At 61.8% G+C, this 14,414-nt stretch carries 12 protein-coding genes; 7 read left to right on the top strand and 5 right to left on the bottom strand.

Going from position 1 to position 14,414, the window contains the following annotated elements; genetic code table 11:
* Positions 1–3 precede the first annotated feature (3 nt).
* Complete coding sequence (gene aat / locus EKL15_RS02720; protein WP_084826495.1) at positions 4–729, top strand: leucyl/phenylalanyl-tRNA--protein transferase; 726 nt, start codon at positions 4–6, stop codon at positions 727–729.
* Between the two features lie 105 nt (positions 730–834).
* A complete protein-coding gene (gene infA / locus EKL15_RS02715) occupies positions 835–1,053 on the top strand; it encodes a translation initiation factor IF-1 (RefSeq protein WP_002211347.1) in 219 nt (72 codons plus the stop codon).
* A gap of 205 nt (positions 1,054–1,258) precedes the next feature.
* Here the strand turns inward: infA and clpA are convergent, their stop codons facing one another.
* Positions 1,259–3,538, bottom strand: coding sequence for an ATP-dependent Clp protease ATP-binding subunit ClpA (clpA, locus tag EKL15_RS02710; protein WP_004928343.1), 2,280 nt, complete (start codon positions 3,536–3,538; stop codon positions 1,259–1,261).
* A 27-nt stretch (positions 3,539–3,565) separates the two neighbouring features.
* The gene (clpS, locus tag EKL15_RS02705; RefSeq protein WP_004928347.1) at positions 3,566–3,886 is read right to left on the bottom strand and encodes an ATP-dependent Clp protease adapter ClpS; all 321 of its coding nucleotides are present in this window, start codon (positions 3,884–3,886) and stop codon (positions 3,566–3,568) included.
* A gap of 356 nt (positions 3,887–4,242) precedes the next feature.
* Here clpS and cspD point away from each other — a divergent pair, with 356 nt between their 5' ends.
* Positions 4,243–4,464 carry a cold shock-like protein CspD gene (cspD, locus tag EKL15_RS02700; RefSeq protein ID WP_004928349.1) on the top strand — a complete coding sequence of 74 codons (222 nt, stop codon included), beginning with the start codon at positions 4,243–4,245 and terminating at the stop codon, positions 4,462–4,464.
* A gap of 87 nt (positions 4,465–4,551) precedes the next feature.
* Here the strand turns inward: cspD and macB are convergent, their stop codons facing one another.
* Together macB and macA are read right to left on the bottom strand one after the other, a co-directional pair.
* Positions 4,552–6,498, bottom strand: coding sequence for a macrolide ABC transporter ATP-binding protein/permease MacB (gene macB, locus EKL15_RS02695; RefSeq protein ID WP_047727959.1), 1,947 nt, complete (start codon positions 6,496–6,498; stop codon positions 4,552–4,554).
* Positions 6,498–7,613, bottom strand: coding sequence for a macrolide transporter subunit MacA (macA, locus tag EKL15_RS02690; protein WP_060440293.1), 1,116 nt, complete (start codon positions 7,611–7,613; stop codon positions 6,498–6,500). The genes macB and macA overlap by 1 nt, the downstream gene beginning before the upstream one ends.
* A 194-nt stretch (positions 7,614–7,807) precedes the next feature.
* Between macA and EKL15_RS02685 the strand changes: the two genes are divergently transcribed.
* A complete protein-coding gene (locus EKL15_RS02685; RefSeq protein WP_060421702.1) occupies positions 7,808–8,761 on the top strand; it encodes a VirK/YbjX family protein in 954 nt (317 codons plus the stop codon).
* Positions 8,762–8,775: 14 nt separating this feature from the next.
* Here the strand turns inward: EKL15_RS02685 and EKL15_RS02680 are convergent, their stop codons facing one another.
* On the bottom strand, positions 8,776–10,434 hold the full coding sequence (locus EKL15_RS02680; RefSeq protein WP_038880734.1) for an ATP-dependent endonuclease: 1,659 nt from the start codon (positions 10,432–10,434) through the stop codon (positions 8,776–8,778).
* 187 nt (positions 10,435–10,621) lie between these two features.
* Here EKL15_RS02680 and EKL15_RS02675 point away from each other — a divergent pair, with 187 nt between their 5' ends.
* The 3 genes from EKL15_RS02675 (at position 10,622) to hcr (ending at position 14,406) form a co-directional block, all read left to right on the top strand.
* Positions 10,622–11,518, top strand: a complete 897-nt coding sequence (locus EKL15_RS02675; RefSeq protein WP_004928363.1) for a lysine exporter LysO family protein — start codon at positions 10,622–10,624, stop codon at positions 11,516–11,518.
* 180 nt (positions 11,519–11,698) lie between these two features.
* Entirely contained in the window at positions 11,699–13,348 is a 1,650-nt protein-coding gene (hcp, locus tag EKL15_RS02670) for a hydroxylamine reductase (RefSeq protein ID WP_060421649.1), read from the top strand.
* A 56-nt stretch (positions 13,349–13,404) separates the two neighbouring features.
* Positions 13,405–14,406, top strand: coding sequence for an NADH oxidoreductase (hcr, locus tag EKL15_RS02665; protein ID WP_087762264.1), 1,002 nt, complete (start codon positions 13,405–13,407; stop codon positions 14,404–14,406).
* Positions 14,407–14,414: the final 8 nt, after the last annotated feature.

The raw sequence follows: 14,414 nt of genomic DNA, 5'->3' as shown, positions 1-14,414 counted from the left end.
TGTATGCGCATCGTTAAACTTTCCCCCCAGTCGCTGGCGTTTCCCTCGCCTGAGGGCGCCCTGCGCGACCCTAACGGCCTGCTGGCTATCGGCGGCGACCTGACGGCGCCGCGGCTGCTGGCGGCCTACGAGCGCGGCATTTTCCCCTGGTACTCGCCGGGGGAAGCGATTCTGTGGTGGTCGCCCGATCCGCGTGCGGTGCTGTTCCCGACAGAGTTTCATCTCAACCGCAGCCTGAAACGCTTTTTGCGCCACGATCCGTTTCGCATCACGCTCAACCACAACTTCGCCGCGGTGATCGCCGCCTGCGCCCATCGGCCGGATGAAGGCACCTGGATCGGCCCGGAGGTACAGCGCGCCTATCAGCATCTGCACCGCCTCGGCTACGCGCACTCGGTGGAGGTGTGGCAGAATGATCAACTGGTCGGCGGCATGTACGGCGTGGCGCAGGGCGCGTTGTTCTGCGGCGAATCGATGTTCAGCCGCGTTACCAACGCCTCAAAATGCGCATTGATGGCCTTTTGCCGCCATTTTGCCGCTTATGGCGGGGAATTGATTGACTGCCAGGTGCTGAACGCTCACACTGCCCGCCTTGGCGCGCGTGAAATTCCGCGCCGTCAATTTTTGCAGCAGCTCAGCACCCTTCAACGGCGGCCTTTGGCGCCGGCGTGCTGGGAGCCGCAAGTCATATCCCCACAGCCGGCTGAACCGCCCTCTCCAGTAAACTAATTGGTGGAAACGGTGCAATGTTCACCGACACATCTTTACATAATGGGGGTTTTTCGGCATTATCTTGCCGGTTAAAAACTAAGGTAGTTAGACCTAGAGGATTCGATGGCCAAAGAAGACAATATTGAAATGCAGGGCACCGTTCTTGATACGCTGCCGAACACCATGTTCCGCGTTGAATTGGAAAACGGGCACGTGGTAACCGCACACATCTCCGGTAAAATGCGTAAAAACTATATCCGCATCCTGACGGGCGACAAAGTCACTGTAGAGCTGACCCCGTACGACCTGAGCAAAGGCCGCATTGTCTTCCGTAGCCGTTAATCGGCTCACCGCGCGCCACACGCTGGCGGCATCGAGGATGTAATCCCTCGGGAGCCCTTTCCGTTTACCCCCGCAGCGACGTTACACAACGGGTTGCAGGTGCGCAGGTAAACTGAGAGGGCTCACTCGTTTCTGTTGTACGGTGAATCTCACCCATAAAAAAAGCGATGCCGAAGCATCGCTTTTTCTTTGCCTGAAGGCAGCCTTAGTGTACCGCGCCCTCGTCCGCCTTGCGTTTGGCGGCGCTGAGGAAGTGGTAGGTCAGCTGTTTCTTGTCCTTGTCCAGCTCGACCTTCACGGAACCGCCGTCCACCAGCGAGCCGAACAGCAGTTCGTTGGCCAACGGTTTTTTCAGGTTCTCCTGCATGACGCGCGCCATCGGGCGAGCCCCCATCGCACGGTCGTAGCCCTTCACCGACAGCCAGTCGCGCGCTTCGTCGCTCACTTCCAGCGAGACGCCCTTCGCATCCAGCTGCGCCTGCAGTTCGACGATGAACTTGTCGACCACCTGCTGGATCACCTCGGTAGACAGATGGTTGAACCAGATGATGTTGTCCAGACGGTTGCGGAACTCCGGCGTAAACACCTTCTTGATCTCTTCCATCGCGTCGGTGCTGTTGTCCTGCTGCACCAGGCCGATCGATTTGCGTTCGGTTTCCCGTACCCCGGCGTTGGTGGTCATCACCAGGATCACGTTGCGGAAGTCCGCCTTGCGGCCGTTGTTGTCGGTCAGCGTCCCGTTGTCCATCACCTGCAGCAGCAGGTTGAACACGTCCGGATGCGCCTTCTCGATCTCATCGAGCAGCACCACCGCATGCGGATGCTTGATCACCGCATCGGTCAGCAGCCCGCCCTGATCGTAACCGACATAGCCCGGAGGCGCGCCGATCAGACGGCTGACGGTATGCCGCTCCATGTACTCGGACATGTCGAAACGCAGCAGCTCGATATCCATCGCCTTGGCCAACTGTACGGTGACCTCGGTTTTCCCGACCCCGGTCGGCCCGGCGAACAGGAAGGAACCGACCGGCTTGCGCTCGTGGCCCAGACCGGCGCGGCTCATCTTGATCGCTTCGGTCAACGCTTCGATCGCCTGATCCTGGCCGAACACCAGCATCTTCAGGCGATCGCCCAGGTTTCTCAGCACGTCGCGATCGCTGGCCGACACGGTTTTCTCCGGGATGCGAGCGATACGCGCCACCACGGATTCGATATCGGCCACGTTGACGGTTTTCTTGCGCTTGCTGGCCGGCATCAACCGGCTGCGGGCGCCCGCCTCGTCGATCACGTCGATCGCCTTGTCCGGCAGATGACGATCGTTGATGTATTTCACCGACAGCTCCACCGCGGCGCGGATCGCCTTGGCGGTATAACGCACGTCGTGGTGCGCTTCATACTTGGCCTTCAGGCCGTTGATGATCTGAACGGTCTCTTCCGCCGTCGGCTCGGTGATGTCGATCTTCTGGAAACGGCGCGCCAGGGCGCGATCCTTTTCGAAGATGTTGCTGAACTCCTGGTAGGTGGTCGAGCCGATCACCCGGATCTTGCCGCTCGACAGCAGCGGTTTGATCAGGTTGGCGGCATCCACCTGCCCACCGGAAGCCGCGCCGGCGCCGATGATGGTGTGAATTTCATCGATGAACAAAATGCTGTTCTGATCCTGTTCCAGCTGCTTGAGCAGCGCTTTGAAACGCTTCTCGAAGTCGCCGCGGTATTTGGTGCCGGCCAGCAGTGAACCGATATCCAGCGAATACAGCGTGCAGTCCGCCATCACTTCCGGCACGTCGCCCTGCACGATACGCCAGGCCAGGCCCTCGGCGATGGCGGTCTTGCCGACGCCGGATTCGCCGACCAGCAGCGGGTTGTTTTTACGACGGCGGCACAGCACCTGAATCGCGCGCTCCAGCTCACGATCGCGGCCGATCAACGGATCGATGCCGCCCACACGGGCCAACTGATTGAGGTTGGTGGTGAAGTTTTCCATACGGTCTTCCCCTCCGGACTGCTCTTCGTTCACCGGGTTTTCCGCATTCGGCGCTTGGCCCGGCTCGTCTTTACGCGTGCCATGTGAAATAAAGTTCACCACGTCGAGACGGCTGACGTCGTGTTTGCGCAGCAGATAGGCCGCCTGCGACTCTTGCTCGCTGAAGATGGCCACCAACACGTTGGCGCCGGACACTTCGCTGCGGCCGGAAGATTGCACATGGAAGACCGCGCGCTGCAGCACGCGCTGGAAGCTGAGCGTCGGCTGAGTGTCGCGCTCTTCTTCGCCGGCGGGCAGCGTCGGTGTGGTTTGTTCGATGAAGGCTTCCAGCTCCTGGCGCAACGCGGCCAGATCCACCGTACATGCCTCAAGCGCTTCTCGCGCGGCAGGGTTGCTCAGCAACGCCAGCAACAGGTGCTCCACGGTCATAAACTCGTGTCTGTGCTCACGCGCCCTGGCGAAAGCCATGTTGAGACTGAGTTCCAGTTCTTGATTGAGCATAAGCACCTCCCCAATAGATTGCCTTATTCAGGCTTTTTCCAGCGTACAAAGCAACGGATGCTCGTTCTCCCTTGCGTACCGGTTCACATGGACGACTTTGGTTTCCGCCACCTCGGCGGTAAAAACACCACAGATCGCCTTGCCTTGATAGTGGACCGTGAGCATCAGTTGCGTTGCGCGTTCAATATCATAAGAAAAGAACTTTTGCAGAACGTCAATCACAAATTCCATCGGTGTGTAATCGTCGTTGTTAAGTATAACTTTATACATAGACGGCGGTTTTACCGCATCGATTTGTTTTTCTTCGGCCAAGTGTTCAAAGTTTAGCCAGTCGTTGTTATTGCCCATCGCTGCTCATCTTCTCTGCTCTGCCCTCTTATATGGGGGCAGGTTTCGGTTATTCAAAGTGGGGGATAGTTACTATTTTATCATCTTCGGCTTCGTCCCGCCGCACTGTAACGTGCGCAAAAAAACGGGCCAATTGTGACTGAATCGTGGCAATAGCGTTACCTGCTTCAAACTTTGGTGAACTGCTCCCCGCCGACAAAAGCCGATCCCTTGACGGCCCGATCATTTGCTCTAGAGTGTAAATTCGTGGCTGGTGGTCTTTTAACCACCCTTTGTCCACGCTGCTACCCGCCCACGGCGGGTGCGAAATCAGTTATTCATCTCACTTAAAATAGCGTTGCGAGGGATGTAAAAGCATGGAGACGGGTACTGTTAAATGGTTTAACAACGCCAAAGGTTTTGGCTTCATCTGCCCAGCCGGCGGTGGCGAAGATATTTTCGCGCATTATTCCACCATCAAGATGGATGGTTACAGAACGTTGAAGGCGGGCCAGCAGGTCAGCTTCGACGTGCATCAAGGGCCAAAAGGGAACCATGCCAGCCTTATTGTGCCGGTGGAAAGCGAGGCGCTGTCCTAAACGCTTCCGGCAGCGTCGCGCTGCATTGACCGTGACTGCGATAAAAATGCCAGCCGCCGTGTGACTGGCATTTTTTATGCCTTTTACTTACTCGCGCGCCAGCGCATCGATCGGATTCAGCCGCGCGGCATTGCGCGCCGGCAGATAGCCGAACACCACCCCGATGCCGGTGGAACAAAGGAACGCGCTCAGCAACGCCGCCGGCGGGAAGCTGATCTGCCAGCCCGGCAATACCAGCTGCACCGCCAGACCGATGGCGAACGACAGCGTAATCCCCAGCGCGCCCCCCACCAGGCAGACCAATACCGCCTCGATCAGGAACTGCTGCAACACGTCGCCGGAACGGGCCCCCACCGCCATGCGGATGCCGATCTCGCGCGTGCGTTCGGTCACCGACACCAGCATGATGTTCATCACGCCGATACCGCCGACCACCAGCGAAATCACCGCCACCAGCGTCAAGAACAGCTGCAGCGTGCGGGTGGTTTTCTCGGCGGTTTGCACCAGGCTGTCCATGTTATAGGTGAAGAAGTCCTTCTTGCCGTGGCGCAGCGTCAACAGGCGCGACAGCTGCTGTTCCGCTTCCTTGCTGTCGTAGCCGTCGCGGATGCGAACGGTGATCGAGTCAAAATAATTGTTGCCCATCAGCCGGTTGGCCATGGTGCTGTAAGGTACCCACACGTTCAGCGTCTTGCTGCTGCCGAACATCGACTGCTTCTCCTTGGCCACGCCGACCACCGTCGCCGGCATGTTGCCTACCAGGATCACCTCGCCCACCACGTTCTTCTGGTGCGGGAACAGCCGCCGCTGGGTATTGGCGTCGATCACCACCGTCTGCGCCTGCGACTGCACCTGCAGCGGATCGATGCCGACGCCTTGGGTAAAGCTCATGCCGTACACGCGGAAGAACTGCTCGCTGACGCCGTTGACGTTGGCCGCCGCGTCGACGTTGCCCAAGCGCAGCCGCATGCTGCTGCTGATGCTCGGCGACAGCGCGCTGATGTAAGGCTGTTCGCGCAGCGCATCGAGATCGCCGTATTTCAACGATTGCCGGTAGGTCGGATCGTCATCGCCGAAGTCCTTGCCGGGGTATATGTCGACGGTGTTGGTGCCGATGGATTTGATGTCCGCCAGCACCATCTGCTTGGCGGCGTCGCCGATCACCAGGATCGACACCACCGAGGCAATGCCAATAATGATGCCAAGCATGGTCAGCGCGGTGCGCATCTTGTTGGCCGCCATCGCACGCCAGGCCATCACCAGCGCCTCGCGGAAACGGCCGCCCACCTGCCGCCAGGAAGCCGCCGCCGCGGCCAGCGCCAGCGGCTTGGCCTGCGCATTCTCCTGCGGTGCAGGACGTGAATCGGCGATAATCTCGCCGTCGCGGATCTCGATGATCCTCTCCGCCTGGCGCGCTACCGCCGGATCGTGGGTCACCAGGATCACGGTGTGGCCCTGGGCGCACAGCTGTTTGAGGATCGCCATCACCTCTTCGCCGGAGTGGCTGTCGAGCGCGCCGGTCGGTTCATCCGCCAGGATCACCTGCCCGCCGTTCATCAGCGCGCGAGCGATGCTGACGCGTTGCTGCTGACCACCGGAAAGCTGGCTCGGCCGGTAGTTGACGCGCTCCCCCAGCCCCAGACGCCGCAACAGCGCCACCGCCCGTTCGCGCCGCGCCGCTTTGCCCAGCCCCGCATACACCGCCGGCACTTCGACGTTGTGCGCCGCGCTCAGGTGCGGCAGCAGATGATAGCGCTGAAAGATAAAGCCGAAATGCTCGCGCCGCAGCTGCGCCAGCGCATCGTCGCTCAGGGTGGCCACATCCTGCCCGGCCACCCGATACACGCCGGCGCTCGGCTTGTCCAGACAGCCGAGAATGTTCATCAGCGTCGATTTGCCGGAGCCGGAGGCCCCCATGATCGCCACCATTTCACCGGCTTCAATGCTCAGGCTGATCCCCTTCAGCACCTCCACCGTCTGCTCGCCGGAACGGTAACTGCGGCGGATGCCGCTCAGCTGCAACAGCGCCGCCATCAGCCGGCCTCCACGCCGCCGCGGCTGACGATCACCTCATCGCCCGCCTCGAGGCCGCTGAGGATCTGCACGTCGATATTGTTGCGCAGGCCGATAGCCACCTCGCGCTTCTCTTCCTTGCCCTGTTTCAGCACCGAGACGTGGTAGCGATTGTCGGCGATCTGATCGCCCAGCGCCGCCAGCGGGATCACCAGCGCCTGCTCGACGCCGGCCAGCTGAATATGCACCTGCGCCGTCATTTGCAAGCGCAGCAACCTTTCCGGGTTGGGCACTTCGAAACGCGCATAATAGAAGATGGCGTTGTTGACCTTTTCCGGCGTCGGCTGAATGTCTTTCAGCACGCCGTCGAAGCGCCGGGTCGGATCGCCCAGCACCGTGAACCAGGCCTTCTGACCCGGCTTGAGATTAATGACGTCGGCCTCCGATACCTGCGCCTTCACCAGCATGGTGCCGAGATCCGCCAGCGTCAGAATGTTCGGTGCCTGCTGCGCCGCGATCACCGTCTGGCCCTGCAGCGTGGTGATCTGCACCACGTCGCCATCCATCGGCGCCTCGATGCGGGTATAGGCCAGGTTGATCTTGGCGGTATCCAGGCTGGCCTGGTTCCGCGCGATCTGCGCATTGATGGTGCCCACCTGCGCCTTCTTCACCGCCAGCTGCGTCGCCGCCTGATCCAGATCCTGGCGCGACACCGCCTGCAGCTTGGCCAGCGCCTGGTTGCGCTGCAGCGTGACCGCCGCCAGCTGCTGTTCGGCCTGCGCCTGCAGCAGTTGCGCATGCAGTTCACGCAGCGTCGCCTCGCCTTCGCGGATGCTGTTCTGCGCCTGTTGCGGATCGATAACCCCCAGCAACTGGCCTTTCTTCACCTTGTCGCCGATCTCGACATACAGTTTTTCCAGCTGCCCGCTGACCTGCGCGCCGACGTCGACCTTGCGCACCGCGTCCAGTTGGCCGGTCGCCAACACGTTCTGCTGCAGATCGCGCTGGGTGGCCTTTACCGTTTTGAAATCGGTTGGCGCCGGATGGCGAAAGTGCCAAACGGCCGCCGCGGCAAGCGCCGCAATGACCGCCAGAACGAGTATCCAGCGGCGTTTATGTCCTTTAAACCCTGTCAAAATTGACCTGCCTGTGCTTGTGAATATCAACCGCCCATTGCGGCGGCGGAGCTAAATTAGCATGCAACGTAGGGAATAACTAAACCTTAGCTCAACACAATGTGGAGACACGCCTGGTTACAGTTCAGCATTGAACTCCCGTTTAGTGAAGCCTTGATGAAATAGCGCCATTCAATACAGCCAAGGATTTCATCATGTCACAGCTCAGCTACCCACTCGCCTCCGCCCGGCCGCTTAACGGCTGGCAACTGATGACGGCGCTGATCAATGGCGAAAAGGCACCGAGCAACGCCTGGAAAAAAACCTCGTTTCGCCTGAAGTTTCTCGGCCGTTCGCTGCTCAACTGGCGCACTACCAGCGGCCTGCTCAGCACCCTGGCCAGCAACCCGCTGCTGGAAGAGATCCTGAGCGCGCAGCCGAACCTGCCGTGCAAACTGCATCGCCCGTACCTGGCGGCCAACATGAGCAAGATCGAATGCCTGTTCGCCCTGCGCGATCATTACGATCTCATCGCGCAGCGCATGCCGCTGAAGATGCGCCTCGGCCACCTCGGCCCGCAGTCTTTCGTGCTAGCCAGCGCGATGGGCAAAAACGAAGCGCCGATCGCGCTGGAACTGGCGGCGATCGACAAGCTGAATAAGGAAGGGGAAGCCACGCTGCTGCTGCGCAACGCCAACGGCGTGATGCTGGCGGAGATCACCTTTGCGCTGATGCATTATCAGCAGCAACCCACGCTGTTCATCGGCGGCCTGCAGGGCGCCAACCATGAGGTGCCGCACGCCGAGATCCAGCACACCACCAAAGAGTGTCACGGCCTGTTCCCCAAACGCCTGGTGCTGGAAGGCATCTGCACGCTGGCGCGGCACCTCGGTATCCGCCAGATCGTGGCGGTCGGCAACGCCACCCATATCTATCAAAACTGGCGTTACCAGAGTAAGAAGAAGGACAAACTGCACGCCGATTACGATCAGTTCTGGCTGTCGATGGGCGCCAAACCGCTCGACAGCGGCTATTTCCTGCTGCCCGAACGCATCGCTCGCAAGCCGATCGAAGAGATTGCCAGCAAGAAGCGCGCCGAGTATCGCCGCCGCTATCAGCTGCTGGACGAGCTGGAACAAGGATTGGCGGCGCATTTCTGCGCCCGATAACGCCCGGCTGGCCGTCAGTCCGCCCGGCCGCGCGCCAGCCAGATCACCCGTGAGAACATTTTCTTCAGCAGCGGCGGCACCGAGTCCGTGCCCCATTCGCCGGCCTGCATCGCGACCTCGATCGCCAGATCCGGCTTCGACGAGTGGTGGACCGCTTTCAGGATCACCTTGCGCACCGGCATCTGCGCGTTGAGCGGCACCGACGCCATCCGGTGATAAACCGGGCCGAACCCTTCGCGGAACATGAAGTGCTCCATGTCCGGCGCCGGCAGCGCGGTCAGCCGATCGCGCTCGTTGTCTTCATGATTGTCCAGCAGGCTGCGCACGGTATTGGCGTACTTTTTTCCCGCCTCGTCGCCGTCCACCAGCGCATGCCACTCGATGCCCATGCGGCGGGCAAAGCGCAGCAGCGGCTTCAGGCCGCACTGGGCGAATTCGATGACCCTCACCCCTTCCGCCTCGAAATGGTAGCCGCACTGGCGCGCCAGCTCGTTCAGCAGCCACACTTCGGTCTCGCCTTCCACCAGCAGCCAGCAGCGGGCGAACAGCGACGACGGCCGGTTGAAACGGATGTGAAACGCGATGCGCCGCCCGTCTTCGGCGCTCAGCCCGCGCGGCCCGAGACGGTAGGTCGCGACCCGCCCCGACTCGCGCACCAGCCGGCAGACGTGCTCCACCGGCACCAGCGACACCAGTTCGCTGGAGTTGGTGGTGGTGATGCGCTGCAGCGGCAGCTGATTGAGCAGCCCCCAGGCCACCGACAGCATGATCGGGTGCAGGCGAGTTTCCGGGTCTTCCACCAGCAGCAGCGGCCGGGCATGCGGATCCAGCTTGACGTCGCCCTTGGCCTGCAGCAGGGTGGAAAACATCCCGAGCAGGATCAGGCGCATGCTGCGGCTGTTCGGTTCGGCCACCATGCGGTTGATGCCATCCAGCGCACGCCAGGCATCCTGCTCCGGTTCGCCGCCGCGGCGGCGCGGCCGCGCCACCTGCGAACTCTGCTCGGCAAAATAGTGCTCCAGCAGCTGCTGCATGGCCGCCAGGCCCTGGCGCAGCTCGCCGTTGGTCAGCTTCTGCGGATTGCGCACCAGCTCGCGCGTCAGCTGATCCAGCTGCTGCGCCAGCGCCTGGGTATCGGGTTTGCGTTCATCGCCGAGGCTGCTGGGGCGCAGGCGGCGAATAAAGCGCGCGTCGCGCAGGCGCAATACCGGGTGGATGCGGATGATGGCGTGGGCCAGCTGTTCGATATGGTGCAGTTGAAAGGCGTTGCCGTCGGCGTCGAGAAAACCGCGCCAGGTGCACACCGTGCCGTCGTCGGCCAGCTCGCCCTCGCAGCGATAATGAATGCGGCTCAGGCCATCTTCCCCCTTGACCCACAGCGGCGTCAGGTGGCGATAGCGCGGCAGGTGCGCATGGCCGATGTCTTTTTCGCAGAAGGTGAACACCACCTGCAGGTGGCGCTCTTTAGCCGACTCTTCACCGGGGGGAAAATGAAAGTCGTGCGCTTCAAACCGATACAGCTTCTGCTCCGGCGCCAGCAGCAGCGTCAGCGCATCCAGCAGGCTGGATTTACCCCAGGCGTTTTCGCCGAGCAACAGCGTGTTGTCGTCCAGCATCAGGGACAGCCGATTAATGCCGCGAAAACCTACAATTTCGATACGCTCCAAGAACATCCGCCGCCTCCCGTGCGCGCCGTCGCCTCTTCAATGAGGTGACCTTCACAGAGCATGGTCAAAAAACCCCTTGCAGGTCAAGCGGCCAACGTCAAATCTGCCGCTTTACTCCGGCCGGGCTTTTGGTTAGCGTGTGCTCCTCGCCGCCGTTCGGCGCGCTTCAAAACTCAAGGACACAAGCTGCACCATGTACTCAGGACTGTTGATTATTCTGTTACCGCTGATTGTCGGTTACCTCATTCCCTTACGCCATCGCCCGCTGCTGGTGCTGATCAACCGGCTGCTGAGCTGGATGGTGTACGTGATCCTGTTTTTCATGGGTATCAGCCTGGCGTTCATGGAAGATCTCAGCAGTAACCTGGTGCTGATCTTCCAGTACAGCGCGGTGTTCTTCTTCTGCATTCTCTGCGCCAATCTGCTGTTGCTGGCGCTGCTGGAGCGGCGCATGCCGTGGCGCAGCAGCCATAAACAGGAAAAGCTGCCTTCGCGCGTGCACATGGCGCTGGAGTCGCTCAAGCTGTGCGGCGTGGTGCTCGGCGGCTTCCTGCTCGGCCTGACGCAGTGGCAATGGCTGCAGTTCGCCCATAAAGGCAGCGAATATGCGTTGATCTTCCTGCTGTTGCTGGTCGGTATTCAGTTGCGCAACAGCGGCATGACGCTGCGCCAGATCGTGCTCAACCGCCGCGGCACGCTGGTGGCGTTGGTGGTGACCGTCGCGTCGCTGGCCGGCGGCGCGCTGGCGGCGCAGCTGCTGGGGCTGCCGGTCAAGGCCGGGCTGGCGATGGCCTCCGGCTTCGGCTGGTATTCGCTGTCGGGCATTCTGATCACCGACGCCTACGGCCCGGTGATGGGCAGCGCCGCGTTCTTCAACGATCTGGCGCGCGAGCTGGTGGCGATCATGCTGATCCCGACGCTGGTGCGCCGCAGCCGCTCCACCGCCCTTGGCCTGTGCGGCGCCACCTCGATGGACTTCACCCTGCCGGTGCTGCAGCGCAGCGGCGGGCTGGACATGGTGCCCCCCGCCATCGTGCACGGCTTCCTGCTCAGCCTGCTGGCGCCGGTGCTGATCGCCCTGTTCTCCTGATCCTTTCCCCTGGGGGCCGCCCGGCCCCCAAAGCGTAATAATTCCCATCCGCACGGCAAAATTGCGCTAAATCAAACTTGCCCGCAGTAGTCGCACAAAAGCCTTTTGCAACCCCGATCGCCGATCTATGCTTTTAAACAAGCATTACAAATGCAACTTTAAAAATAAAAGGAAGCGACTATGTTCTGTGTGCAATGTGAACAAACCATCCGTACCCCGGCAGGCAACGGCTGCGCGTATGCTCAGGGCATGTGCGGCAAGACGGCGGAAACCTCCGATCTGCAGGATCTGCTGGTGGCGGCGCTGCAGGGGCTTTCCGCCTGGGCGCTGCAGGCGCGTTCGCTGGGCATCGTCGACCACGAGATCGACAGCTTCGCCCCGCGCGCCTTCTTCTCCACCCTGACCAACGTTAACTTCGACTCTCAGCGCATCATCGGCTACGCGCGCGAAACCCTGCTGCTGCGCGATTCGCTGGCCGCCCGTTGCCGGCTGCTGGACGCCGGCGTACGCGTCGATCACCCGATGGCGGCGCTGCAGCTGGCCGGTGACGATATGCCTGCGCTGCTGCAACAGGCGGCGCAGTTTGCCCTCAACAGTGACAAGGCCGAGGTAGGCGACGACGTCCACGGGTTGCGCATGCTGTGCCTGTACGGCCTGAAAGGCGCGGCGGCCTATATGGAACACGCGCACGTGCTCGGCCAGTTCGACGAGCAGCTCTATGCCGACTACCACGCCTTTATGGCCTGGCTCGGCACCCGGCCGCGCGACGTCGATACCCTTCTGAACAACGCCATGGGCATCGGCAAGATGAACTTCAACGTGATGGCGATCCTCGATCGCGGCGAAACCCAGGCCTACGGCGATCCGCAGCCCAGCGCGGTCAACGTGCGCCCGGTGGCCGGGAAAGCCATTCTGATCTCCGGCCACGATCTGAAAGATCTGCGCATGCTGCTCGAACAAACCGAAGGGCAAAACGTCAACGTCTACACCCACGGCGAAATGCTGCCGGCGCACGGCTATCCGGAACTGAAAAAATTCAAGCACCTGGTGGGCAACTACGGCAGCGGCTGGCAGAACCAGCAGACGGAATTCGCCAAATTCCCCGGCCCGATCGTGATGACCTCCAACTGCATCATCGATCCGAACGTCGGCAACTACGGCGATCGCATCTGGACCCGCAGCATCGTCGGCTGGCCGGGCGTCAACCATCTGGAAGGCGACGACTTCGGCGCCGTGATCCGCCAAGCGCAGGGCATGAACGGCTTCCCTTACACCGAAATTGAGCACCTGATCACCGTCGGCTTCGGCCGCCAGACGCTGCTGAACGCCGCCGACACGGTCATCGATCTGGTGTCGCAGAAAAAACTTCGCCACGTCTTCCTGGTCGGCGGCTGCGACGGCAGCCGCGACGAGCGCAGCTACTTCACCGACTTCGCCCGCAGCGTGCCGCAAGACTGCCTGATCATGACGCTGGCCTGCGGCAAGTACCGTTTCAACAAGCTGGACTTCGGCACCCTGGAAGGGCTGCCGCGCCTGCTGGACGTCGGCCAGTGCAACGACGCCTACTCCGCCATCATGCTGGCGGTCAAGCTGGCGGACACGCTCGGCTGCAGCGTCAACGAGCTGCCGCTCAGCCTGGTGCTGTCCTGGTTTGAACAGAAGGCGATCGTCATTCTGCTGACGCTGCTGTCGCTGGGGGTGAAAAACATCGTCACCGGCCCGACTGCGCCGGGCTTCCTGACCGACAACCTGATGGCGATCCTCAACGAGAAATTCGGCCTGCGTCCGATCACCACCGTCGAGCAGGATATCAACGCGCTGCTCGCCTGATGCCGTTACGTTATGGGGCCGCCTGCGCCGGCCCCTTTGCTTTTTGAGGTGCCCCGATGACTCAACCCACTCCGCTTTGCCCGAACCGCATGCAGGTGCATTCCATCCGGCGTGAAACCGCCGACGTCTGGACGCTGAACCTGATCTGCGACGTTTTCTACCCCTATCAGGCGGGCCAGTTTGCGCTGGTCAGCATCCGCAACAGCGAGGAGACGCTGCGCGCCTATACGCTCTCCTCCTCGCCCGGCCAGAGCCGCTTTCTCAGCATCAGCGTGCGCTGCCTGCCGGACGGCGTCGGGTCGCGCTGGCTGACACAAGAGGTCAAGCCCGGCAACACGCTGTGGCTGTCCGATGCCCAGGGCGAGTTCAGCTGCGAGCGCCACCCGGCCGATCGTTATCTGATGCTGGCCGCCGGCTGCGGCGTGACGCCGATCGTCTCGATGTGCCGCTGGCTGACCGCCAACCGTCCGGCCTGCGATATCGCCGTGATCTTTAACGTACGCACCCCCGCCGACACGATTTTCGCCGATCAATGGCGCGCGCTGTGCGCCGCTCATCCTCAGCTGCGCCTGACGCTGATGGCAGAGCGGGATCTGCAACCCGGCTACCTCAGCGGCCGCATCGATGAACAGACGCTGCGGCAGGCGGCGCCGGATATCGTCGAACGCACGGTGATGACCTGCGGCCCTGCGCCCTACATGGAACAGGTGGAGCAGCTTTGCCGCCGGCTCGGCGTGCCGGCCGAGCGTTTCCATAAAGAGCAGTTCCACACGCCGACAACGCAGGCCGATGCCACCGAAGGGCTGACGCTGCGCGCCGCCCGCCCGCTACGCGAATTCCGCGTGCCGGTCGGCAGCACGCTGCTGGCGGCGATGGAGGCCAATGCCCTGCCGGTCAACGCCGCCTGCCGCGCCGGGGTGTGCGGCTCGTGCAAAACCCGCATCCTCGAGGGCGACTACACCACCACCAGCACCATGACGCTGAGCGCGGAAGAGGTAGCTCAGGGCTATGTGCTGGCCTGCAGTTGCCAGCTGCAGGGCGACGTCACGCTGGCGTGATCCCCTGG

Source organism: Serratia sp. 4542 (assembly GCF_016805595.1).
GTDB lineage: Bacteria > Pseudomonadota > Gammaproteobacteria > Enterobacterales > Enterobacteriaceae > Serratia > Serratia nevei.
This window is presented reverse-complemented; position numbering and strand designations above follow the sequence as displayed.

Bases quoted from the DNA above. Each gene is read 5' to 3' on its own strand.
- clpA (WP_004928343.1), bottom strand. From the start codon at position 3,538: ATGCTCAATCAAGAACTGGAACTCAGTCTCAACATGGCTTTCGCCAGG.
- EKL15_RS02685 (WP_060421702.1), top strand. From the start codon at position 7,808: ATGTCACAGCTCAGCTACCCACTCGCCTCCGCCCGGCCGCTTAACGGC.
- cspD (WP_004928349.1), top strand. From the start codon at position 4,243: ATGGAGACGGGTACTGTTAAATGGTTTAACAACGCCAAAGGTTTTGGC.
- EKL15_RS02675 (WP_004928363.1), top strand. From the start codon at position 10,622: ATGTACTCAGGACTGTTGATTATTCTGTTACCGCTGATTGTCGGTTAC.
- hcp (WP_060421649.1), top strand. From the start codon at position 11,699: ATGTTCTGTGTGCAATGTGAACAAACCATCCGTACCCCGGCAGGCAAC.
- hcr (WP_087762264.1), top strand. From the start codon at position 13,405: ATGACTCAACCCACTCCGCTTTGCCCGAACCGCATGCAGGTGCATTCC.
- clpS (WP_004928347.1), bottom strand. From the start codon at position 3,886: ATGGGCAATAACAACGACTGGCTAAACTTTGAACACTTGGCCGAAGAA.
- EKL15_RS02680 (WP_038880734.1), bottom strand. From the start codon at position 10,434: ATGTTCTTGGAGCGTATCGAAATTGTAGGTTTTCGCGGCATTAATCGG.
- macB (WP_047727959.1), bottom strand. From the start codon at position 6,498: ATGGCGGCGCTGTTGCAGCTGAGCGGCATCCGCCGCAGTTACCGTTCC.
- infA (WP_002211347.1), top strand. From the start codon at position 835: ATGGCCAAAGAAGACAATATTGAAATGCAGGGCACCGTTCTTGATACG.
- aat (WP_084826495.1), top strand. From the start codon at position 4: ATGCGCATCGTTAAACTTTCCCCCCAGTCGCTGGCGTTTCCCTCGCCT.